This window comes from Microbulbifer guangxiensis (assembly GCF_021729075.1).
Classification (GTDB): Bacteria; Pseudomonadota; Gammaproteobacteria; order Pseudomonadales; family Cellvibrionaceae; genus Microbulbifer; species Microbulbifer guangxiensis.
Genome location: NZ_JAJSAQ010000003.1, coordinates 292,451 through 314,374, shown reverse-complemented (window position 1 = coordinate 314,374; position 21,924 = coordinate 292,451). Strand labels below are relative to the sequence as shown.

Below are 21,924 nucleotides of genomic sequence, written 5' to 3'. Positions count from 1 at the left end.
TCCGCCTCCCATCGTATGAAGCGCAAAACAGCAGCATTCGGTTTTATGCTCTGCTGCTGTGCCAATAATGCTTTTGGCGCGGCAGCCAGTGCAGCTTTTGCGCTGGAAACCGGGATACCCGAGGGCTTTGCTGATCTTGTAGAGCCCCAGACCCTGGTTGCCGATATCTATTTCGGCAACCGTGAACTTGGCACTGCCCAGGTCACCGTCGATCCCGGCACGGTACGCTTTGAAAACCCGCAAATTGTGCTCCAGCTGCTCCCACAAACGCTGGACCCGGACCTGATCCAATCCCTGCTGGAACGCCCCCTTGCCCGTAATGGCGACCGGCTGTGCCGCACGGCGCAGCAACGCAATTGTGGCATTTTGAGCCCGAGCGAACTCGGGCTGATCTACGACGACAATCGCTTCCGCATCGATCTCTTTATCGCTCCCCACCTGCTGCCCCAGCGCGCAGCGATTGAAGATCCCTACCTGCCCGAATCCAGCAGTGAATTCTCCTTTGTGCAGAACCTCACCGGCAGCTGGTCCGGTGTGCAGAGCGAGACGGGCCCGGACTCCGAGGCATTCTCCCTGTACGGGCAATCGATTCTGAGTTTCGGCGAGAGCGGCCTGCACAGCCAGTGGACCGTGGGAGACAGGGACGATGGCCAGGTGTATGAGCTGCACTGGACCCGGGATTACCGGGGCCGGGCCTATTCAGTGGGGCTGATACAGCCCTTCAGCAGTTTCAGCAGCTTCAGTGCGACACCCTACCTGTACGGTGTGGAATACCGCAGCTCCAACAACAGCCGTGCCGACAACCGCTATCAGCAGGGTGCACCGCTGGAAGTAAACATGCCGGTGCGCGGGCGGGTCGAAGTCCGTCGTGAGGGGCGACTGCTGTACAGCGCGCTGCTGGAGGCCGGCAACCAGTTACTGGATACCTCCAGCCTTCCCGGCGGCGCTTACGAGCTGGAGGTACGCACCCTGGATGAGAGCGGGCGCGTGTTGGCGGAATACACGGAGTTTTTTGCCAAGGACTCGTTACTGCCCGCGCCCGGCGAGTGGCGCTGGAGCCTGCAGGCCGGGCAGCCGGCACAGCTCAGCTCGGAGGAACTGTTACCGGAGGCCACCGATGACCTGTTCCTGCAGGGCGGCGTGGCGCGTCGTGTGCTCGATAACGCCGGTCTCTTCGCCAGTGCGGCGGCAACCAACCACACGCAACTGCTGGAGCTGGGGGCGCGCTGGGTTACCCCCTATGTGGAGGTTTCCCCTAGCCTGCTGGAGACCGATTCTGGCCGCGGCGGCTACCGGCTTTACGCGGCTCTGAAGACCCCCTGGTTCCAGCTGAGCGCCAACGAGTCGCGGCTGGAGGATGAAGAGGAGCCACTGGAACCGGGCGCTTACGCCCTTCTGAATCGCGGCTTCTTCCAGCGCAATGCCACGCTCACCGCGCCGATCGGCGGCGGCCAACTGGCGCTGCGTTACAGCGAGCGCGATCGCGGCGTGTCCCTGTCCCAACCCGAGTTCACGCTGGACGACGAAACCACTGCCGCTGAACGCCTGACCACGCTGGAATACCGCCGCAACCTGTTCCGCACACGCAACTGGCTGGGTGAATTCACACTGGCCCACAGCGATGCGGACGGACAGCAGCTCACCACGGCAAGTTTCCAGATGCGCCTGCGCGGCCATCACTGGAACCACAGTGCACGCCTGCGCAGCGATCGCAGTGATACGAGCGGTGATGGAGTGCGGGCCGGCTTTGACTCTACATGGAATGATCGCGAACTGTGGGCACTGGAACTCGACCAGCAGTTCTCTGCCGAATCAGACCGGGATGGCCACTATCTGCGCAGCAACACGCGGCTCGCAGGTCACCGCGGTTTTGCCAGTTCCACCGTGCAGTATCTCGATAGTGGTCTCCAGAGGTCACTCAATTACCTGGGCAGTTTCTCCACCAACCTGATGATCAACCGCAAGGGTTTTGCCTGGGGTGGCGAGCGCCCCTACGACAGTGCGGTGATGGTCGATATCGATGGTAGCGCGGATGAGGATTTTGAAATTCTCGTCAATGGGGTACGGCGCGGTTATGCCAAAGGCGGTGGCCGGTCACTGATCAACCTGCCGGCTTTCGGCAGCTACGAGGTTGCACTGAAACCTCTGGAAGACGGCTTCTATGATTACCGTGAACAGCGGGAAACCCTGACACTGTATCCCGGCAACGTGGCCCGTGCAGAGTATGTCATCCAGCCCCTGATTCTGGCGCTGGGGCGCATCGTCAGGGACGGCTCACCGTTACCCGGGGTGAAGATCAGTATCGGTGACTTCAATGCGGTTACCGACGATATGGGGGTATTCCAGATGGAGATGCGGGGCAACCCCCGCCAGCTGAAGGTGCCTCCGGTCCGCTGGGGCAACTGTCTGGTCTCCCTGCCGGAGCAAAGCTCCGGCGATCACTGGGTCAACCTGGGCGTGATCGACCTGGCCACAGCAGAGTGCCACGAGAGCGGGAGTGAACATGCGAGTCGCTAGCGCCCTGCGCTCTTTAGGAATGCTCTGTGCTCTATTCCTCACCCCGCCGGCCTGGTCCGAGTCCACCAACGCGCGCCCGTGTGACAATGGTGCCGGCCCGCCCAATGACCCGACCGCAGCAGAATACGACGAACGCCTGATCGGTGTTTGCCAACTGGAAAACACCGACAATACTTTCGCCTTCAAGCCTTCTATTCGCGATCAGGGCACGGTGACCTTTACCCTGCGCAGCTGCTCGCCGGATGGGTTCAGTGAAACCTGTGAGTTCGCCACGCCTTACGCGGTAGCCCTGAACGGCCCTACCACGGGCAACGGCAGGAAATTTATTCTCGCCGGGGTGCAGGACAACGCGGAGGTGACGCTTACTTTCTCCAGCAGCGGTGTCTCTGAGGAACTCGCTCCGGGGCAACTCACCGGGCTCTTTCCCGGCGGCGCCAATGGGCGACAGGTGCCGGCAACGATCAACGTTTCGCTGCAAAATCTCGGCAAACTGAAAGGTAACTTCTACAGTGGTACCTTCTCACTGGGCATCGACCAGTGCGGCAATAATGATGTCGGCGGTGCGCTACCCTGCGATGGCAGCAAACCGGTTACCCGACTTGCCACCGGCGAGGAAGTGGTTTTCACCATCAGCCTGGTGGTGGACACGGAAATTCGCATCTCCGGCCTGGAAGACATGGTTCTGGCCCCAGACGGTAACGGGGCTTATGTGGACAGCCAGAGCTTCTGTGTTTACACCACTGCCCGCACCCTCTACCGCATCACTGCCGACAGCCAGGCCGGTAGCGGTGCTTTCCTGTTACAGGGGGCTGCAGAAAACCTTCAGTACGAAACGGTGGTTTCTTCGGGAGGCAGGACAGAATCACTGCGGGAAGCCGTGATTTCCTCCAACACCTGGCGTGGACACCCCCAGGTGGACTGCAACAGCTACAGCGAGGAAAACATGCGTATCGATATCCGCGTGCCGCCAGCCCGGATCGGCGCGGCGACAGAAACCAGTTACTCCGATACGCTGACGCTGACGGTCGAAGTGGAGTAAACGGGCTTATTCTGCCACCGGGATGCGGAGCTTTTCCGTGTTGCCTGCGGATCGGGCCAGCAGGGACAGGTAGCCGCCCTGCAGGTCAGCTTCAAGCGGCAGACTGGTTCCGGCGTAGACACGTCCGGTCAGTGAAATGTCGCTGCAGCGGCCTTCCCCTTCGCAATGCTGCGCACTGGCAATTTCCACATTGACGTTGCCGCTGTTGCGCAGCTGCCAGCGATCGCCCTCACGGACCAGCTGCAACTGGAATTGTCCGTCCTGCGGCTGTACGAATACCAGCGCCTGGTAGGCGACCAGGATCTTCAGGGCCGTGCGGTCGGTCTTGATATCCCCCACCACCGGTTTGAACGTCACCCGGTAGACTTTCTCGGTGTCGAGATTGCGCTCCAGCGACATGAGGCGAAAGCGCTTCTGCTCGCCCGGGCCGATCACCGCCTTGGAGGGACTGACCAGCAGCTTGAATTCCCGCGGGTCCACGACGCGCACGCGCTTCTCTTCCGGGGTACCCGGGTTGTCCACCCGATAGATTTCGGTCTGCAGGTAGAGGTTCTCTGCATCGGGGTTGGTCACCACGATATCATCGCGGGCATTCGGCGTGTCATCCAGGTAGACGATGATCTTGTCCAGCGCCATGGCAGCCGACAGCGGACCCGCGGCCGCGGTTAGGATCAGGGCAAGGAACAGGGACAGGTTTCTGGCAGCTGTTTTTTTCATCGGTCAGGGCCGCTGGTGACACAGGCCCCCATTCTAAATGGCACGGCAATGGAAACAACTACTGCGCCACAATCAATACCTCCGCCCCTGGTGTGACTGCATCCCCCTGACCTGACGTCCCGCCAGGGCCGATTGGCAGACACAGACTGCCCGGGCTACCGGCAACGCTCTGCACCAGTTCCCCCTGGCTATTGCGTACCTCGACCTGAAAGCGCTCTGCCGGTTGCCGGTGCAGGCAGAGCGTTGCCGCTGACGGGTCCTGCGGCCAATGGAGCTCGGTGCGGGGGGCAATATGCAGGGTGATGCGTGCCGATGCGGAGGCTGTCGCTCCCTCACCGAGGGCGAGTTGCCAGGGCCAACAACCCAGAACTGCGAGAAGAACCAGCGCCGGGCGAACATCCTGTCTTGTACCGCTCACAACAAACCTCTGACCGCTGATGACCACCGCGTTATGGCTGCCCCCGGATTGAGTGTAGCCTCAAGGGAATGAGCGACTGAGGGCGGTCAGACAGCCCCGGCTTTTACTGCGCTGGTGCCTTGCAAGCACGCATGCAGCGACTATTTTTCCTGTATGGCCGCGGCCAACGCACGGGCCCGCTTATGGGCACAACGCGGGGCATCGACAAGAATTCAGGTTGTTGCGATGAGCGCCTGCGCGGGCACAGCGCGCGCTCCGAAAGCACAATAACGCCCGCCGAACGGATCGACTCCATGCTGATAGCGCACCGTGGCGACACCAGCCGCCAACCGGAAAACACCATCGCCGCCTTCGAGGGCGCCCACAGCCTCGGCGCCTGCGCCATCCAGGCCCAGGTCCAGTTCAGCACCGAGGGCACTCCCTGGTGCTGCGCCCACCCCAACCTCAAATTACCCGGTGCGCGCCGGGCCAAACCCCTGCACCGGATCAGCGACCGGGACCTGCGCCAGCTGCCCATGAATACCTTTGCCCAGCTTCTGGACTGGGCCGGCCGTCACAGGCACCTGGACTGGTTTATCGAGCTGCAGGACAAGACCCTGAAGAGCGTGGGCGCCGAGCAGGCGGTCGAGGCTGTGGCCCGGCGACTGCGGCACCAGAGCGATGCGTTCGCCTTGCTCACCCGGGACTGTCGCACCCTGCGCCTGGCCCGCAGCATCGGCTGCGACCAGGTGGCCCTGAAGCTGGACAGCGTGGTCCAGTGCCTTTCGATCGAGGTGTTGACCCTGGCTCCCGACTACCTGTTGATCCGCGACAACCGCATCGACTGCGCGGAACTGCCCCCGGGCCCCTGGCAGTGGGTGGTCTATGAAGTGAATTCCGCCGAGGAGGCCGTCGAATGGCGCCGGCGTGGCGCACACCACATCCTCACCGGCAACCTGCCCCTGCTGATGCGCTCCCGGGAAGCCAGCGATGTCTACGGATTTTGATGTCCTGGTGGTCGGTGCCGGCATCCAGGGTGCCGGGGCGGCAGAGGCGCTGGCCGAGGCCGGCTACCGGGTAGCCATCCTCGAACAGATTGGCATTGCCGCAGCCACCTCGTCCCGCTCGTCGAAGCTGATTCACGGTGGGCTTCGCTACCTGGAGAGCGGCCAGTTCCACCTGGTGTATGAATGCCTGCGTGAGCGGCGCTGGCTGCTGATGAACAAGCCGCAGCTGGTGCGCATGGTGCCGTTCTACATCCCGGTCTACCGCCACAGCCGTCGCTCGCCCTGGACCGTGCGCCTGGGGCTGACCCTCTACGCCCTGCTGGCCGGAGTGATCAGCGGCCAGTCCCGATTCCGCTCGGTACCCCGCCGCGAATGGGAACAGCTCTCCGGCCTGGTCCACGAGGACCTGATTGCAGTCTATCGCTATTACGATGCGCAGACGGATGACGCCGCACTGACACGCAACGTCGTGGAGTCCGCCGTTGCCAGGGGGGCGCAGCTGATCTGCCCCGGCAGCCTCGTCGGTGCCGAGCTCACCAGCCAGGGGATGCGCGTGGACTATGTGGCCGATGGCCAGCTGAACACCCTGCGCGCCCGGGTGCTGGTGAATTGCAGCGGTCCCTGGGTCAGCAATACCAATGACCGCTGTGCACCCCAGGTGCCGCTGCCGCCGCTGGAGCTGGTGGCCGGCACCCATATCGAACTGCCCATTTCCCTGGGCGACAAGATTTTCTATGTCGAGGCAGAGGATGGCCGAGCCATCTTCGTGATGCCCTGGCAGGGCAGGACCCTGGTGGGCACCACCGAACGCAGCTACCGGGGCGATCCCCGCGACGTAGCCCCGACACTGGAAGAAGAGCAATACCTGCTGCAGACGGTGCAGCGTTATTTCCCCCAGACCCGGCAACTGCGCGGCAAAGATATCTGCGACAGCTGGGCAGGGCTGCGGGTGCTGCCACAATCAAAAGACACCCCCTTCTCGCGGCCCCGCGACACGCTGATCTGCTGCGACAACTCGCGGCGACCACGGGTTCTGGCCGTTGCCGGCGGCAAGCTGACCAGCTATCGGGCCACGGCGCGGAAAATCGTCAAGACGCTGCGTCCGACACTGGACTCCGCCGAGCCGGACCAGCCGGGCGAGTGCACCACGGCGAGCAGTCCGAACCGCTCCGAGAAGGAAAATCACTAGGGAATTGCCGGGCCAGGATGAAGGGCAGAGGGATACTGCCCGCTGAAGCGCCCGGCAAAGCCCTAAAAGCTCTCAGCGCCTTCTCCGCCGGTTACGGCCGATGAGTCCCTTCCCCTATAATGCGCGGACACACTCTGCTGTCCGAACACACTGTCTGTATGCCCGAGTCTCCCTCCCCACAATCCCCGAGTGATACTTCGAGGGCCGTTTCCCACCGGTTCTGCACCGCGCCGCTGATGGATTGGAGTGACCGTCACTGCCGCTATTTCTGGCGCCTGCTGAGCAAGCGCGCCACCCTGTATACGGAAATGGTCACCACCGGCGCCCTGCTGTTCGGGGACCGGGCGCGGCACCTGGACTTCAGTCCCGAGGAGCAGCCGGTGGCACTGCAGCTCGGCGGCAGCGACCCGAAAGACCTGGCGCAGTGCGCCCAGCTGGCCGAGCAGTGGGGCTATAGCGAAGTGAACCTGAACTGCGGCTGCCCCAGTGACCGGGTGCAATCCGGCCGCTTCGGCGCCTGCCTCATGGCCGAGCCCGCACTGGTGGCAGACTGCCTGGCGGCCATGCGCGAGGCCGTCTCCATCCCGGTGACCGTCAAGCACCGTATCGGCATCGATGACATGGAGGACTACGCCGGTCTCACCACATTCGTCGAGGCCCAGGCGGCGGTCGGGATTAACACCTTCATCGTGCACGCGCGCAAGGCGTGGCTGAACGGCCTCAGCCCGAAAGAAAACCGGGAGATACCGCCACTGAAATACGACATGGTCTACCAGCTGAAGCGGGATTTTCCCCAGCTGGAAATCGTGCTCAACGGCGGCATCAATTCGCTGGAGGAATGCGAGCAACATTTGCAGCAGCTCGATGGTGTTATGCTGGGGCGCGCCGCCTACCAGAACCCCGTGATCCTGGCGCAGGTGGACAGCCACCTGTTTGGCGACAATCCCGGCCCGTCCCCGGTCGAGGTGGTCGAGCAGATGTTGCCCTACATCGAGCAGCAAATGAGCGGCGGCGCGCGACTGAACTACATCAGCCGCCATATGCTGGGACTTTTCCAGGGGGTACCCGGCGCGAGGCGCTTCCGGCGCCACCTGAGCGAGAACGCCCACAAGCCCGGCGCAGGTCCCGAGGTGATGCGGGAGGCCCTGTCCCTCGTGACCCAGGCAGCCTGATCCCGCTACAGCGCGCGGCATTTTGCTGGTAGCGCCGATAAGTAAGATAAGTAAACGAAAGGAAGTGAGATGAACAAACTGGAGCAATTGCGGCAGCGCAGCCTGGTGGTGGCCGATACCGGCGATATCGAGGCAATCCGGCGCTATCGCCCCCACGACGCCACCACCAACCCCTCACTCCTCTACAAGGCGGCCCAGTTGCCCCAGTACCAGCCCTATCTCATCGACGCCCTGGCATGGGCAGACCGGCACAGCGGTGAGCGCGGCCGGCTGGCGGCGATGAAGCTCGCCGTGGCCATCGGTGCCGAGATCCTGGAGATAGTGCCGGGGGTGGTCTCCACCGAGGTGGACGCACGTCTCTCGTTCGATACCCGCGCCACGGTGGAATATGCACGGCAGCTGATCCACCTCTACCAGCAGGCCGGTATCGGGCGCGAGCGCGTACTGATCAAGGTCGCGTCCACCTGGGAGGGCATCACCGCTGCCGGCATCCTCGAGCGCGAGGGTATTCGCTGCAACCTGACATTGCTCTTCAGTTTCTGCCAGGCGGTCGCCTGCGCCGAGGCCGGGGTCACGCTGATTTCGCCGTTCGTGGGCCGTATCCTGGACTGGCACAAGGCCAACAGCGGCAGGGATTTCACCGCGGAAGAGGATCCCGGTGTGGCCTCGGTGCGGGGCATCTACCAGTATTACAAAGCCCGCGGCTACGAGACGGTGGTGATGGGAGCAAGCTTCCGCAATACCGGCGAGATCGAGGCCCTGGCCGGCTGCGACCGCCTCACCATCAGCCCGCAGTTGCTGCAGGCCCTGGAGGAGGATACCGGCACCCTGGCCAGCGGCCTGCCGGAGCAGGTGGCCCCGGAAGAACGCCCCACCCACGCGCTGACAGAAGCGGAGTTCCGCTACCAGCTGAACGCGGACGCCATGGCCACTGAAAAACTGGCCGAGGGCATCCGCAACTTTGTCCACGATCAGGACCAGCTGGAGCAGCTGCTCCTGCAACAGGCGAAGGAGCATACGACCCGCGATGCTGCGACAAATCCGTAAACTGTTCGATCAGATCGGCGACAGCGAGGACATCGAAAAGCGCGATGCGTCGGACCTGCGCATGATCAGCGCCGCCCTGCTGGCAGAGGTGGCTACGGTGGATCACGAGCTGGACGTGCGTGAGCGGGAGACACTGGTTTCTGTACTGCAGCAGCATTACCGGCTCGAGGCCGATGAAGCCGGCGCACTGGTGGAGGAGGCGCTCGGGCACCGTGAGGATGCCACTTCCCTGTACGAGTTCACCCAGACGGTAAACCGGGAATTCGACGACCGGGACAAATACCTGCTGGTGCGGCAAATGTGGCAGGTGGCGCTGGCCGACGGCACCATCGAGCCCTTTGAGGAACACCTGATCCGCCGGGTGGCGGATCTTGTTTACCTGCCCCACGGACTCTTCACCCGCGCGCGCGCGGAGGCCAGGGAAATGGCCAAGCTCAAATAAAACGGGACAGAGTCAGGCAGCCGGGGCCGCCTGCCACATCAATGCATGCGGGTGGAGGGACTGTCGAGGGGATCGCACTCGCGCTCGAGGGTGTGGACCAGATCGCGGAAAGTCTCCGCATTGTGCTCGTTCATGCTCATCAGCACCCGGTGCGCTTCCAGCACTTTCTCACGCGCGGCGCACTCATCCGGGGTCTTGCACTTCAGGGGTTTCGGGTCAGCGGCGTAATCCCGGTGCTCTTCACTGATCTCGATCAGGGCATCGAAACCCATGGCATCGAGCAGGTGGTGAATGCCCTGGTCGGTGGTCAGCACCAACGGCTTTTCGCAACCGCGCTCGAGGGCACGGATGGCGATCTTGGCCATCAGGCCGAGCGTTGTGCTGTCGACGCCTTTGGCGCCATGAAGATCAAACACGACATCATCGAAGTCATCGTGCTGAAACATGCTGTCGATAAAGTTATCGAACGAGGTACAGAGGTTAAGCCGCACATCGCCAACCAGCTTGATGACGTAGATACCCTCGTGGGCACCGACCATTATTTGCCCGGACTGCATAACAACCTCTGGCACCTCCGCCGTGCCGCACTCTGGCGATCACTACAGAAGTGGCGAAAGTTCACATTGCCTGTGTGCGATATCAGCCGTTACTACCGCCGAATCCCACACTTTTGACTGTAAATCGGGCGGAGCTTACTCCTGCGACCCGGGAGTGACAAGCATTTGCCCCACCCGTTGTGGACCGCTTAGTCAGCCTCTTATTCAACTCTGGCGCAGGGTGAGAATGGTCACATCGTCCGGCAGCGCGTCCGATGTATCCACCCGCAGCGCCGAACAGAGGCTGTCCAGGTCCCCGCGGCTCTTGTCGATGGCAGTCAGCAGCTGCTGCTCCCGTTCCAGCAGGTCGCCACTGAACAGCTCCAGCACACCATCGGAACAGGCCACCAGGCTCCAGGTACTCGGCAATGCAGCCTCGAGTACCTGCCAGTTGCCCTGCTCGAACAACCCCAGCGGACGCCCTTTGCCCGGCAGCCATTCCGCCCCGTGTCCGGTCACCAGCGCCGGCGTCGGCACCTGTCCGGCCACCGCGTAGTGCAACTTGCGGGCGCGACTGTCGATGGCGCCGACAAACATAGTGGCGTGCTTGTCGAGCCGTGTGGCGAGCAACTCCCGGTTGATGGTCTGCAGGATTTCCAGCAGGTCGTCGTGAAGGGTATCCAGGTGGGTAAACAGGGGGCGCTCACGCAACAGGTGCATGATGCTGTGCTTGATCAATGCGGTGACCAGTGCCGATGACACCCCATGCCCGGAAACATCGACAAGGTAGAAGGCGACAAAGCGCTCCCCGAACAGGCCGTAATCGATGAAATCGCCGCTGAGAAAGAGAGAGGGGACCAGCCGATAGGCGGCCTCGATCCCGGCCGGATACTGATAGGGGGTACGGGGCAACAGGTGCTGCTGCAACAGCCGGCCGGCCTCCTGGTCCCGTTGCAGCACTTCCACATGATCCCGCAGTTCCCGGTTGCGCCGCTCCAGCGCCTCGCGATACTCGCGGTTTTCCCGCGCCAGTTTCTGGGCTTCGGTGATGCGGGACACCGCATGTTCGATGACGGTTTCGTCTTCGATCGGCTTGAGCAGGTAATCGCTGGCCCCCAGACGCAGCGCCTGGACCACATCGTTGACCTGGCTGTTGGAGGCGAGGACCACCACGGGCGTCTCCCGACAGGCCTGCTTGATCTTGCGCAGCACTTCGAGGCCGCCCATGTCCGGCAGATGCAGGTCAGTGACCACCAGCTGGAACAGGCCCGGCGCAAACTGGCCGATTCCCTCGAGGCCGCTCTGCGCGGTAGTCACCGCGAAGCCCTGGCGCACCAGGGCCTGCCTGACAAAATCGCGGGAGGGCTGGTCGGCCTCGATCAACAGCAGTGACTGGCGCTCGCCCATAGGGTCAACCCAACCTGGTCGTTATTGTTTCTTCAGAAGGCAAAGGGGTCGTCGACTTCGCTTTCTGTTTCAGCCTCACCGGTCTCATCGCCATCACCTTCAGCGGTGTCGGCATCGTCGTCGGTGTCGGTGGAGGAAGCACCGTCATTGATCAGGAACTCGCGCCGCTGCAGGTAGGCATCCCGCAGTAGTACATAGCGGTCCCCCTGCAGCAGGGACTCGGTCTTCAGATAGCTGGCACGCGTCTGCACCAGGTCACCGAAGCGGAAAGCATACTCGGTGGGGTTGTGATCGATGTAGTAAATGGGGTTGGTATAGACATCCACCCAACCGCCGGGGACATCCCTCAGCGTATACGGGCCCAGGAACGGCAGCACCACATAGGGCCCCGCCGGTACTCCCCAGACTGCCAGGGTCTGGCCGAAATCCTCTCCATCATTGGGCTCGAGCCCCCAGTGCTGGGCCACATCGAACAGGCCCACCACACCCACGGTGCTGTTGATCAGGAAACGACCGGCATCATTGCCGGCCTGCCCCCATTTCCACTGCAGGGCACTGTTGAGGGAATTGGTGACTTCGAGCAGGTTGCCGTAGAAGTTGCTGACCCCGTGCTGCATGAAAATCGGGGTGACTTCGCGGTAGGTCACCGCGAGAGGCTTCAGGACCCAGCGATCGGCGGTGTCATTGAAGCGAAAGATGGCGCGATTGACGTCTTCCCAGGGATCCTGGGTGGCAGAATCCTCCTGGCCGCCAAACTCCGCTGCGGGATCGAAACCGTACTCATCCTCGAGGGAACCGCCGGTATCCGTCGCCGGGCTGCTGTCCGAGCTCTCGTCACCGTCATCCGGGCCATCTACCGTTGCGGCAGCATCGGCTTCGGCGCTGTCTTCATCCGTACCTGCCGGAGTCGACTGCTCCGTAGCCGGCAGATTTTCTGGCGGCACCTCGGCGAACGGGTCATCCTGACCAAAGGCAGTCAGTGGCAGTGCCAGCAGTACCGACAGTGTCAGTGAGGGCAAACCATTTGTGCGTCCCAGCAAAACCCTGCTCCTGTGACAAATCATGGAAGTGGAAAGATTTTACCGCCCGGGGCAAGCGGGAGCCACCCTTGGCAGCATAGCAGTCGGCCTGTTTTTTCGGCCAAAAGCACCCGTTTTTTCGATGCTGCGCTCTCTCAGCGCAGCCCGGCGATGATACCGGCGCTCAGCAGTTTTTCCAGCAGATCCCGCCCGAATTGCAGTAAAACTTCCGGATCCGGGTGGTTCATCTCACCGGCAAGCGCCAGCAGCAGTTCGCGACCGGTTGTCTCCTCGCCCTGCGCCAGCTGCAACAGCCGCGCCGTGACCGCATTGGTCTCCATAAAGCTGATGGCATCGCTCCGGTCGCGGTAGACCAGCAGGAAGGTGGGCGCATCCGGCGCCTCTTCGGGCTGGAAGGCGGGACCGATCTGGTGGACCGGAAAGCGGTAATTCAGGCTCCAAACCAGCGGGGATACCACCGGCACCCCGGCCAGCACATCTCCCTCCCGCTTCAGGCCCTGCGGCATTTCGGCATCACTGACATCCAGTGCCAGCTCCACCCACTCGTAATGGGCCAGCTCCAGCAGGAACGGCGGATCGCAGGGGTGCGGCTCGCGCTCGCTCTGCAGGTAGTGCAGGAACTCCTCACTGATCTGCAGGAAATAAGGGCTCTGGGAGGCATGGCGGTGAACGAAGTCACGCACCATCGCATGCCAGTCACTATCACTGTAGAGCTTGCGCAAAACCGGGAAGCCGCTGGCAATAAAAGACTCGATATTGTTGTAAATCAGGTCGCGGTAGATGGCGAGGCGACGATCCTCGATCTCGGCGGGCGGCGCGTGCTCGCGGGGATTGCGCAGGTGGGCGGCAAACTCCCGCTGCATCTGCTGGAACTGCGCGCCTTTCGCTGCTTTTCCGTCAGCGGTGCGCATATTGTGCCTTGCGTTGTATTTGGGGCTGGACGTGGGACTGGATCTCGCGGATCTGCGCCACCTCCTCGAACAGCTTTGGCAGCGGCGGGATATTGAAGTCGCGCTCCAGTAGCGTGGGCAGGGCGCCGTGCAGCCGGTAGGCCTCCTCCAGCAACGCCCACACCGGACCGATGACCGGCGCACCGTGCGTATCGACCTTGAGATCTTCCGCCTCGTCATAATGTCCGGCCACGTGAACGTAAGCGATACGTTCCCCCGGCAACCCGCGCAGAAAGTCCACGGGATCGTAACGATGATTGATACTGTTGACGTAAATGTTGTTCACATCCAGCAGCAGGTCACAATCCGCCGCCTCCAGAACCGCGGTAATGAAGTCGAGCTCGGTCATCTCCTGGCCAGGGGCTGCGTAATAGGAAACGTTCTCCATGGCGATGCGCTGACCGAGGGTATCCTGCACCCGGCGGATACGCTCCGCCACGTAACGCACCGCCTCTTCCGTGAAGGGGATCGGCAACAGGTCATACAGATGGCCGTGGTCCGAACAGTAGCTCAGGTGCTCGCTGTAACAGCGGATGTCGTGCTCACGGATAAATGCCTTGATCGAGCGTACCAAATCCATATCGAGAGGCGCGGGGGAGCCGATGGACAGAGACAGGCCGTGGGTCACAAACGGGAAACGTTCGGTCTGCTCCCGCAGCCAGCGTCCGAAGCGCCCCCCCACGCCGATCCAGTTCTCCGGGGCCACTTCGAGAAAATCGATGTGCTCCGGTGATACTTCCTCGCCCATCATGGAGCGACGCAAACCGAGGCCTGCGCCCTCGACGGGGAATGCTCTTTGGTCAGCACTACTCATGGTTGACGCTCTGGAATGTCATCGACTGGCCGCGGGCTAGATGGCACCGGAAAGAGGGTGGCAGGTACCGGGGGCATGACGCCCCCGGACAAGTGAAAGCAAACGGTTTATCCGCCGCACTTACCCTCACCGCACTTACCCTCACCACACTTACCTTCTTTCTTCTTGCCTTCTTCGCCGCACTTGCCTTCGCCGCACTTACCTTCTTTTTTCTTGCCTTCCTCGCCACACTTACCTTCGCCGCACTTGCCCTCTTTCTTCTTGTCGTCAGAGCCGTGCTCACTCATGACGGCCAGGTTGTAACCTGAGGACAGCTTCTCGGCGGCGAACGGATTGGCATCACTGGCAATACCGGCGGATACGTTCAGGGACGCGGACGCAAGGAAAGCGGCGCCAACGGCAGCGGCAAGCGGTACATTCTTCTTGTTCATAACGATTCTCCTGTTTAATACCCTAAAGTCTTATAGCCACGTGGCGGAGCTTTCCACCGCCTTCCCGGCAGTATAATGCGCCCTGCTCACAGGCAGTTACGTTCTGAGACCCGCAACGTATCAGTAAAGTTGCCTCAAATCCGGCAATTCGTTAAGCGGACTCCGGTTGAATAGTCGTTATTGAGCGGTAGTTGTTACAGCAACCGTGTTTTTGATTCGATTTCTGGTCGCAGGCGATCATTTTTCATCCAGCCCGGTACCGCCCAGCCCTGCCAGCGGCGGGCATCCTGCATGGGTGGAGTGCGAGTTGCACCGTACGACTGAAGGCCGGCTAGCAGCGACTCACTGCTCACTGGGAGAAGCGCAGACCGGCCTGCTCGATTTCCTGCCACTGCTTGCGCAGTCGTTTTACCGACACCGGCATCAGGGTCTTCAATGACTGGGCAAACAGCGAAATACGGAATTCCTCCAGCATCCAGCGGTAATCGACCAGTACCGGCTCGGCCATCAGCGCCGGATGCGAGTATTGCGCGAGCAAATCCATAAACGGCTGTGCGGCGTCCTGATACTCCGCTTGCAAGCGCCGGTCACGGTTGGGATCCAGTGCGGCCTTCTCGAGGCGCATGGAAATGCCCTTGAGGTAACGGCCATACTGGCGCAGCCACTCCATAGGCGTATCGAACAGGAAACCGCGATAGAAAAGACCTGCCAGCTGCTGCTGGATATCTCCCACCGCCATGGCAACGGCAAGGTTTTTCTGCTGCTTGATTGTCTTACGCAGCGGCACCAGATCACCGAGCGCCCTGACCAGTAACGCGGCAATTTCCTGTGCGACCTCGATGAATTTTTCCTGGCGCTCCAGTGCCGCAAGGAAGTCACGCTCGGCTCGGGGCCACTGCCCATCGGGCCAGAACAGCTCTCTCGCTGCTGCCAGCATGATATCGTCGGCCACCTCCTCGCGGCGGCCCAGGTCGGCGGCGGACAGGCCCAGCTCCTTGCCGCGTAGCAATTCCTTGCGCAGGTATTTCACTTTTTCGGGCAGGTGCAGCAGTGCCAGCCGGGAGATGCCGGCGCGGCTGGTGCGTCGTGCTTCGGCCGGGTTATCCAGCAGCCGCAGGGCCACGCTGTCCCCGCGGTCTTCCAGCGCGGGATAAGCCCGCATCTTGAGGCCACCCTGGTCCATGGTGTGGGTTTCCGGCAGGTCACCGAAATCCCACAGGGTGATGCCCTCCCGCTCGAAGTCGTCCCCGGCGGTGGCGATCTCACGCTGCACTCGGTCCCGGTAGCGCTCCTGTAATTGCGACAGGTCACGCCCCTGGTCGAGGCGCTTGCCGGACTCATCCAGCACCTGGATATTGAAACGGTAGAAATCCTCCAGGCTGCTTTCAGCCCGGGCCCAGGCTTCCTCGGGCAGCTCTTGGGCCGTCTGGCGCTTTAACTCCAGCGCCAGCGCCTGCCACAGGGGCGTGTTGTCCGGCTTCATCCTCGGCAATGCCCGGTCCACCGCGGCCGGCACCGGTACAAAATATTTGCGCCACTGTTTGGGCAACCCCTTCACCAGGGCGATGCATTTATCGCGCAGAAGTCCTGGCACCAGCCACGACAACCGGGCTTCAGGCACCTGATGCAGGGCCGCAACCGGTACGCGGATGCTTACCCCGTCCTCCGGGCTACCCGGCTCGAAGTGATAGCTGAGCGGAAACTCTATCCCGCCGGTCTGCAGGGTGTCCGGGAACTGCGCCTCGCCGATATGATCGGCGCTCTGCTGCATCAGCAGGTCCCGTGGAATCATCAGCAATTCGGGATCGCGGGATTCCGCCTGCTTGCGCCAGTGCTCGAAGCCCGCCAGGTTGACAATATCCTCCGGCAGCCGCTCATCGAAGAAGCGGAAGATCACCTCGTCGTCGACAACGATATCCCGCCGGCGTGACTTGGCCTCCAGGTCCTCCAGCTCCTCGAGCAGCGACCGGTAGTGTTTGAAGAACCGACCCTTGCCGCGATAGCGCTGCTCAACCAGTGCCTGGCGGATAAAGACCTCGCGCGCCACTTGCGGATTCAGCTTGCCGTAGTGAATGCGTTTCTTTTCAACCAGCACCAGGCCGTACAGAGTTACCTTTTCGAACGCCATCACCCGGCCGCCACGGGCATCGTAATGCGGTTCGGAGTAGCCGCGCTTGACCAGGTGCTCTGACACTGCCAGCACCCAGTCCGGCTCGATGCGGGCGACGGTATGGGCAAACAGGCGGCTGGTCTCCAGCAGCTGTGCAGCCACGACCCAGCGGGGCGGCTTCTTGAATTGGCCACTGCCGGGAAAAATGTGGAAGCGGCGGTTACGGCAGCCGAGGAACTCCTTGTTCTCGTCACGCACACCGATATTGCCAAGCAGCCCCGGCAGGATTGCCCGGTGAATGGCCTCATAGGAAGCCGGCTCGCGGTTTTCCTTCAGCTTCAGTTCACGGGTAGCCACCCGTAGCTGGTGGTGTATGTCCCGCCACTCACGCATGCGCAGCCAGGACAGGTAATTCTTCTGGCACCACTTGCGCAGCTGGTTCTGGCTCAGCTCCTGGCGCTGCTCTTCAAACGCATCCCAGAGCTGCACGAAGGAGACGAAGTCCGACTGCTCGTGCTGCCACTGGCGGTGCTTTTCATCCGCCGCCTGGCGTTTCTCTGCCGGGCGTTCGCGCGGATCCTGCACGGCCAGGGCGCTGACGATGATCAACACCTCACGCAAACTGTCGTTGTCCCCCGCTGCCATCAACATGCGGCCAAGGCGCGGATCCAGCGGCAGACGGGACAGTGCCCGGCCAAATTGGGTGACCTTGCCGCCGGCATCCACGGCCTGCAGTTCCTGCAGCAGTTTGTAACCGTCGTTGATCAGGCGCTCATCGGGTGGATCCACAAAGGGAAAATCGCGGATATCACCAATGCGCAATTGCAGCATCTGCAGGATCACCGCCGCCAGGTTTGTGCGCAATATTTCCGCATCGGTAAATTCGGGCCGCTGCTCGAAATCGCGCTCTTCATAGAGTCGCACACAGACACCGGCGCTGACCCGCCCACAGCGACCGGCGCGCTGGTTGGCGCTGGCCTGGGAGATCGCTTCGACCGGGAGCCGCTGGATCTTGCTGCGGTAGCTGTAGCGGCTCACGCGCGCGGTGCCGGGATCGATCACGTAACGGATGCCGGGTACGGTAATGGAGGTTTCCGCCACGTTGGTGGCCAGCACGATGCGCCGGCCCTTGTGCCCGTGGAAAACCCTGTTCTGCTCGGCAAGGCTCAGCCGAGCATAAAGTGGCAGCACTTCCAGTTGTGGAATCTGTGCGTCCCGCAGGGCCTTGGCACACTCGCGGATTTCCCGCTCGCCACTCATGAAGACGAGAATATCGCCCCCGCGGCGGCCGCTGCTCTTTTCCTCGTGCAGCAGCTCGTCGACCGCGGCAATCACCTGCTCGTTGAGATCGGCCTCGCTGTCCGCGGGTGGACGGTAATGGATTTCCACCGGATAGGTGCGACCGGAAACCTCGATGATCGGCGCATCGTCGAAATGCCGGGAAAACTTCTCCAGGTCGATGGTCGCCGAGGTGATGATCAGCTTCAGGTCCGGGCGCTTGGGCAGGATGGTCTTCAGATAACCGAGGAGGAAGTCGATATTGAGGCTGCGTTCGTGGGCCTCATCGATGATGAGGGTGTCGTATTTGTTCAGCAGCGGGTCGCGCTGGATTTCCGCCAGCAGGATACCGTCGGTCATCAGCTTGACGTGGGTATGCTCGTCACTGTGGTCAGTGAAGCGCACCTGGTAACCCACCGAGTGACCCAGGGGCTGGTTGAGTTCCTCGGCGATGCGGTTCGCCACCGTGCGCGCGGCGATTCGCCGCGGCTGCGTGTGACCAATCTGACCGTAGACCCCACGACCGAGCTCCAGGCAGATCTTGGGCAGCTGGGTGGTTTTGCCGGAGCCGGTTTCACCCGCGACCACCACCACCTGGTGGTCGGCGATCAGCGCGGCGATTTCCTCCCGGCGCGCAACCACCGGCAGTTCCTCCGGCCAGGTCACTGTCGGCAACTTTTCGCGGCGCGCAGAGGCCAGCGCCGCAGAGGCCTGCAAGTCACGTTGCAGCTGCTCGAGCATCCGGTCTGCCGGCTTGCCGGATTTCACCCGCCGCCGTGCATTGGCGAGCGCCTTGCGCAGGCGGTACCGGTCGCGGCCCATGCAGTGGTCCAGGCGCTGATCAAACTCGGCGCTGAGACTGTCCAGGGCCCGGCGGGCCTGGTTGACTGGGTTGGCTTCGGAGTGACTCATAATCCACAAACTGACCGCAAACCAGCCATTATACCTGCTGCGCCACTGGCGGCTAAATCCTCGCCGGGAGTTGCCGGAGCCCATTTGGCGCTGTTCTATACTCAAGGCAATTGCATCCCCCGCCAGCCCGCGAGGGAAAACTTTTTTCCCAAGCCCATTGCCTGTCAGAGGTACCGACATGCAAGACTTCAAGCCAAGACCCCCTGCAGATGCCGGCGAACTGATGGGGCATCCCAAGGGACTGTTCCTGCTGTTCGGCACCGAGATGTGGGAGCGGCTCAGTTACTACGGCATGCGCGGGATCTTCGTCTTCTATCTCACCTCGGCCGCGGCAGCAGTCGCTTTTGGCTGGGAACAGTTATCGGACGTGGAGCGCCAGTCAAAGGCACTCAGCTACCTGGGCTGGTACGCCATGCTGGTGTACCTCACCCCCATCATCGGCGGCTGGGTCGCAGACAACAAATGGGGCCAGCGACGCTGCATCATGTTTGGCGGCACCCTGATGATGCTGGGCCAGTTTGCCCTCGGCTTCCCCCACAGCTGGCTACCGGACGGTACCGAAATCTACATGCTGTGGCTGGGCCTGGCGCTGCTCATTCTCGGCAACGGCTTCTTCAAACCCAACATCTCCACCATGGTGGGCGACCTCTATGAGGAGGGGGACAAGCGTCGCGATACCGCTTTCACCATCTTCTACATGGGCATCAACCTGGGCTCGATCCTCGGCTACCTGGTGATCGGTTGGATCGGCGAAAAGGTGGACTACCAGCTCGCGTTCTTTGTCGCCGGCCTCGGCATGGCCCTGGGCCTGCTGCTGCAGCTCACCCAGGCCAACCGCTACCTCGGCGTACTCGGCACCCAGCCCTCGGCCCAGCTTGGGCTCAAACAGGACGTGGCCGACAAGCACAAGCCCCTCACCACCGAAGAACGGGACCGCATCAAGGTGATTCTGATTCTCGGTGTGTTCACGGTGATCTTCTGGGCCGGCTTTGAACAGGCGGCGGGCTCGATGAACCTGTTTGCAAAATACAACACCGACCTGAACGTTGGCGGCTTCGAAATCCCGGCCAGCTGGCTGCAGATGGTGAACCCGCTGTTCATCATCATCCTGGCGCCGGTGATCGCCAGTATCTGGGTCGGACTCGGTGACCGGGAACCGAACTCGCCCGGGAAGTTCAGCATGGGCCTGATATTCCTCGGCCTCGGCTTCGTTTCCATGGTAGGTGCCGCCCTGCAGATCGGCGATTCCGAGACTGCCAAGGCCAGCCTCTGGTGGCTGGTGCTGGCCTATATTTTCCACACCATTGGCGAGCTGTGCCTGTCGCCCATCGGCCTCTCCATGGTCACCAAGCTCTCGCCGCTACGCTACCTGTCACTGATGATGGGGCTGTGGTTTGCCTTTATCGGCATCGCCAATAAAGGGGCGGCTGAGATCGGTAAACTGGTGGGCGAATCCGGCCCGCTGGCCACCTTCGGTGGCGTGGCCATTGCGGCCATCGGAGCCGGCATCATCCTGTTCTTCATCCGCGAGAAACTGGTGGACTGGATGCATGGCGCCGAGGAATGGCACACCGAAGTGGGCCCGACCACCAAGGAAGAAATCGGTATTACCGCCGACCACGAGGGCGCACCGCGGAAACATTTCAGCGGCAACAACTGACCGTCGCATGACAAAAAAGGGCCGGCTGCTAAAACACAGCCGGCCCTTTTTATTGCAAAACCGCGGATAAATCAGCGGCCCTTCACCAGCCGCGCAATGGCCCGGTCGAGTCCCTCCAACGTCATGGGGTACATCTGCCCACCGACAAGCTGGCGGGTGATGCCGATACTGGGTGTGTACTGCCAGTATTCCTCCGCCACCGGATTGAGCCACACCACGTCCGGGTAGGTCTCCGTCACACGCTCCATCCAGGCCGCCCCCGGCTCCTCATTCATGTGCTCGACACTGCCGTAGCGGTGGGTGATTTCATAGGGTGCCATGGAGGCATCACCGACGAAGATTACCTTGTAGTCCTTGCCGTAGGTGCGCAAGACCTCGAGCAGGGGCGTGGTCTCACTGTAACGGCGCGTGTTATCCCGCCACAGATGCTCGTAAATGAAATTGTGGAAATAGTAATACTCCAGATGCTTGAACTCTGAACGGCAGGCCGAGAACAGCTCTTTACACACCTTCACATAGGGGTCCATGGACCCGCCCACATCAAAAAAAATCAGCACTTTGATGGCGTTATGCCGCTCCGGCACCATCTTGATATCCAGCAGACCGGCATTGCGGGCTGTTGAAGAGATGGTGTCATTCAGGTCCAGCTCTTCCGTCGCGCCGGTACGGGCAAATTTCCGCAACTTGCGCAGTGCCACCTGAATATTGCGGGTGCCCAGGGTGATGCTGTCGTCCAGGTTCCTGAACTGCCGCTTCTCCCACACCTTGACCGCGGAGCGGTTGCGGCTGCTGCCGCCGACACGGATGCCCTCGGGGTTGTAGCCGCTGTTACCGAAGGGGCTGGTGCCGCCGGTGCCGACCCAGCGGTTGCCGCCGCTGTGCCGCTTTTTCTGTTCCTCAAGCCGCTTCTGGAACTCCTCCAGCAATTTTTCCAGCCCGCCCAGGCTTTCGATCTTCGCCTTCTCTTCCTCGCTCAGCTGCTTGAGAAACTCCGCCCGCAGCCAGTCCTCCGGAATCATCTGCTCCAGCACGTCGTCGAGGGTTTCCAGGTCCTTGAAGTAGGCACTGAAGGCGCGGTCGAATTTGTCGAAATGCTTTTCGTCCTTGACCAGGCAGGTGCGGGCGAGGAAATAGAATTCCTCCAGGTCGGCAAACACCAGCCGCTGCTCCAGGGCCTCCAGCAGTGACAACAGTTCTGTGGTGGAAACCGGCAGCTTGTAGCGGCGGAGGTTGAGGAAAAAACCGATCAGCATATTGAC

17 protein-coding genes are annotated in these 21,924 nt (G+C 61.9%); 8 read left to right on the top strand and 9 right to left on the bottom strand.

Going from position 1 to position 21,924, the window contains the following annotated elements; all coding sequences use genetic code 11:
• Positions 1-15 precede the first annotated feature (15 nt).
• Together LVD12_RS08380 and LVD12_RS08375 are read left to right on the top strand one after the other, a co-directional pair.
• Positions 16-2,517: a TcfC E-set like domain-containing protein gene (locus tag LVD12_RS08380; protein WP_237067252.1), complete on the top strand. Its 2,502-nt coding sequence runs from the start codon at positions 16-18 to the stop codon at positions 2,515-2,517.
• A complete protein-coding gene (locus LVD12_RS08375; RefSeq protein ID WP_237067251.1) occupies positions 2,504-3,556 on the top strand; it encodes a hypothetical protein in 1,053 nt (350 codons plus the stop codon). The genes LVD12_RS08380 and LVD12_RS08375 overlap by 14 nt, the downstream gene beginning before the upstream one ends.
• Before the next feature lie 6 nt (positions 3,557-3,562).
• Here LVD12_RS08375 and LVD12_RS08370 read toward each other — a convergent pair whose 3' ends face one another.
• Positions 3,563-4,273 carry a fimbrial biogenesis chaperone gene (locus tag LVD12_RS08370; RefSeq protein WP_237067250.1) on the bottom strand — a complete coding sequence of 237 codons (711 nt, stop codon included), beginning with the start codon at positions 4,271-4,273 and terminating at the stop codon, positions 3,563-3,565.
• Positions 4,274-4,822: 549 nt separating this feature from the next.
• Between LVD12_RS08370 and LVD12_RS08365 the strand changes: the two genes are divergently transcribed.
• The 5 genes from LVD12_RS08365 (at position 4,823) to LVD12_RS08345 (ending at position 9,527) form a co-directional block, all read left to right on the top strand.
• Complete coding sequence (locus LVD12_RS08365) at positions 4,823-5,677, top strand: glycerophosphodiester phosphodiesterase family protein (RefSeq protein WP_237067249.1); 855 nt, start codon at positions 4,823-4,825, stop codon at positions 5,675-5,677.
• Positions 5,661-6,866 (top strand): glycerol-3-phosphate dehydrogenase/oxidase, encoded by a 1,206-nt coding sequence (locus tag LVD12_RS08360; RefSeq protein WP_237067248.1) that lies wholly within the window; start codon positions 5,661-5,663, stop codon positions 6,864-6,866. The genes LVD12_RS08365 and LVD12_RS08360 overlap by 17 nt, the downstream gene beginning before the upstream one ends.
• A 158-nt stretch (positions 6,867-7,024) precedes the next feature.
• Positions 7,025-8,038, top strand: coding sequence for a tRNA dihydrouridine(20/20a) synthase DusA (dusA, locus tag LVD12_RS08355; RefSeq protein ID WP_255771693.1), 1,014 nt, complete (start codon positions 7,025-7,027; stop codon positions 8,036-8,038).
• Positions 8,039-8,107: 69 nt separating this feature from the next.
• Positions 8,108-9,085, top strand: a complete 978-nt coding sequence (gene tal / locus LVD12_RS08350) for a transaldolase (protein ID WP_237067246.1) — start codon at positions 8,108-8,110, stop codon at positions 9,083-9,085.
• Positions 9,066-9,527, top strand: coding sequence for a tellurite resistance TerB family protein (locus LVD12_RS08345; protein WP_237067245.1), 462 nt, complete (start codon positions 9,066-9,068; stop codon positions 9,525-9,527). The genes tal and LVD12_RS08345 overlap by 20 nt, the downstream gene beginning before the upstream one ends.
• Before the next feature lie 38 nt (positions 9,528-9,565).
• On the opposite strand, the gene LVD12_RS08340 is transcribed toward LVD12_RS08345, so the two are convergent.
• The 7 genes from LVD12_RS08340 to hrpA all read right to left on the bottom strand — a co-directional run bounded on the left by LVD12_RS08340 (position 9,566) and on the right by hrpA (position 19,005).
• Positions 9,566-10,084: an STAS domain-containing protein gene (locus LVD12_RS08340; protein ID WP_237067244.1), complete on the bottom strand. Its 519-nt coding sequence runs from the start codon at positions 10,082-10,084 to the stop codon at positions 9,566-9,568.
• A gap of 204 nt (positions 10,085-10,288) precedes the next feature.
• Positions 10,289-11,470, bottom strand: a complete 1,182-nt coding sequence (locus LVD12_RS08335) for a PP2C family protein-serine/threonine phosphatase (protein ID WP_237067243.1) — start codon at positions 11,468-11,470, stop codon at positions 10,289-10,291.
• Between the two features lie 32 nt (positions 11,471-11,502).
• Positions 11,503-12,510, bottom strand: a complete 1,008-nt coding sequence (locus LVD12_RS08330; RefSeq protein WP_237067242.1) for an MlaA family lipoprotein — start codon at positions 12,508-12,510, stop codon at positions 11,503-11,505.
• Positions 12,511-12,644: 134 nt separating this feature from the next.
• Positions 12,645-13,421: an HvfC family RiPP maturation protein gene (locus LVD12_RS08325; protein WP_237067241.1), complete on the bottom strand. Its 777-nt coding sequence runs from the start codon at positions 13,419-13,421 to the stop codon at positions 12,645-12,647.
• Positions 13,408-14,274 (bottom strand): HvfB family MNIO-type RiPP peptide maturase, encoded by an 867-nt coding sequence (locus LVD12_RS08320; RefSeq protein WP_237067240.1) that lies wholly within the window; start codon positions 14,272-14,274, stop codon positions 13,408-13,410. Before LVD12_RS08320 ends, LVD12_RS08325 begins: the two co-directional genes overlap by 14 nt.
• A gap of 107 nt (positions 14,275-14,381) precedes the next feature.
• On the bottom strand, positions 14,382-14,705 hold the full coding sequence (locus LVD12_RS08315) for an HvfA family oxazolone/thioamide-modified RiPP metallophore (protein ID WP_237067239.1): 324 nt from the start codon (positions 14,703-14,705) through the stop codon (positions 14,382-14,384).
• A 349-nt stretch (positions 14,706-15,054) separates the two neighbouring features.
• Positions 15,055-19,005, bottom strand: coding sequence for an ATP-dependent RNA helicase HrpA (gene hrpA, locus LVD12_RS08310; RefSeq protein WP_255771691.1), 3,951 nt, complete (start codon positions 19,003-19,005; stop codon positions 15,055-15,057).
• 178 nt (positions 19,006-19,183) lie between these two features.
• On the opposite strand from hrpA, the gene LVD12_RS08305 reads away from it, so the two are divergent.
• On the top strand, positions 19,184-20,665 hold the full coding sequence (locus tag LVD12_RS08305) for a peptide MFS transporter (RefSeq protein ID WP_237067238.1): 1,482 nt from the start codon (positions 19,184-19,186) through the stop codon (positions 20,663-20,665).
• Between the two features lie 71 nt (positions 20,666-20,736).
• On the opposite strand, the gene LVD12_RS08300 is transcribed toward LVD12_RS08305, so the two are convergent.
• Complete coding sequence (locus LVD12_RS08300) at positions 20,737-21,918, bottom strand: vWA domain-containing protein (protein ID WP_237067237.1); 1,182 nt, start codon at positions 21,916-21,918, stop codon at positions 20,737-20,739.
• Positions 21,919-21,924: the final 6 nt, after the last annotated feature.

Excerpts from the sequence above, each read along its gene's own strand:
- LVD12_RS08365 (WP_237067249.1), top strand. The coding sequence starts at position 4,823 with ATGCAGCGACTATTTTTCCTGTATGGCCGCGGCCAACGCACGGGCCCG.
- LVD12_RS08375 (WP_237067251.1), top strand. The coding sequence starts at position 2,504 with ATGCGAGTCGCTAGCGCCCTGCGCTCTTTAGGAATGCTCTGTGCTCTA.
- LVD12_RS08370 (WP_237067250.1), bottom strand. The coding sequence starts at position 4,273 with ATGAAAAAAACAGCTGCCAGAAACCTGTCCCTGTTCCTTGCCCTGATC.
- LVD12_RS08345 (WP_237067245.1), top strand. The coding sequence starts at position 9,066 with ATGCTGCGACAAATCCGTAAACTGTTCGATCAGATCGGCGACAGCGAG.
- LVD12_RS08360 (WP_237067248.1), top strand. The coding sequence starts at position 5,661 with ATGTCTACGGATTTTGATGTCCTGGTGGTCGGTGCCGGCATCCAGGGT.
- hrpA (WP_255771691.1), bottom strand. The coding sequence starts at position 19,005 with ATGAGTCACTCCGAAGCCAACCCAGTCAACCAGGCCCGCCGGGCCCTG.
- LVD12_RS08335 (WP_237067243.1), bottom strand. The coding sequence starts at position 11,470 with ATGGGCGAGCGCCAGTCACTGCTGTTGATCGAGGCCGACCAGCCCTCC.
- LVD12_RS08325 (WP_237067241.1), bottom strand. The coding sequence starts at position 13,421 with ATGCGCACCGCTGACGGAAAAGCAGCGAAAGGCGCGCAGTTCCAGCAG.
- LVD12_RS08305 (WP_237067238.1), top strand. The coding sequence starts at position 19,184 with ATGCAAGACTTCAAGCCAAGACCCCCTGCAGATGCCGGCGAACTGATG.
- LVD12_RS08300 (WP_237067237.1), bottom strand. The coding sequence starts at position 21,918 with ATGCTGATCGGTTTTTTCCTCAACCTCCGCCGCTACAAGCTGCCGGTT.
- LVD12_RS08340 (WP_237067244.1), bottom strand. The coding sequence starts at position 10,084 with ATGCAGTCCGGGCAAATAATGGTCGGTGCCCACGAGGGTATCTACGTC.
- LVD12_RS08315 (WP_237067239.1), bottom strand. The coding sequence starts at position 14,705 with ATGAACAAGAAGAATGTACCGCTTGCCGCTGCCGTTGGCGCCGCTTTC.
- tal (WP_237067246.1), top strand. The coding sequence starts at position 8,108 with ATGAACAAACTGGAGCAATTGCGGCAGCGCAGCCTGGTGGTGGCCGAT.
- dusA (WP_255771693.1), top strand. The coding sequence starts at position 7,025 with ATGCCCGAGTCTCCCTCCCCACAATCCCCGAGTGATACTTCGAGGGCC.
- LVD12_RS08320 (WP_237067240.1), bottom strand. The coding sequence starts at position 14,274 with ATGAGTAGTGCTGACCAAAGAGCATTCCCCGTCGAGGGCGCAGGCCTC.
- LVD12_RS08380 (WP_237067252.1), top strand. The coding sequence starts at position 16 with ATGAAGCGCAAAACAGCAGCATTCGGTTTTATGCTCTGCTGCTGTGCC.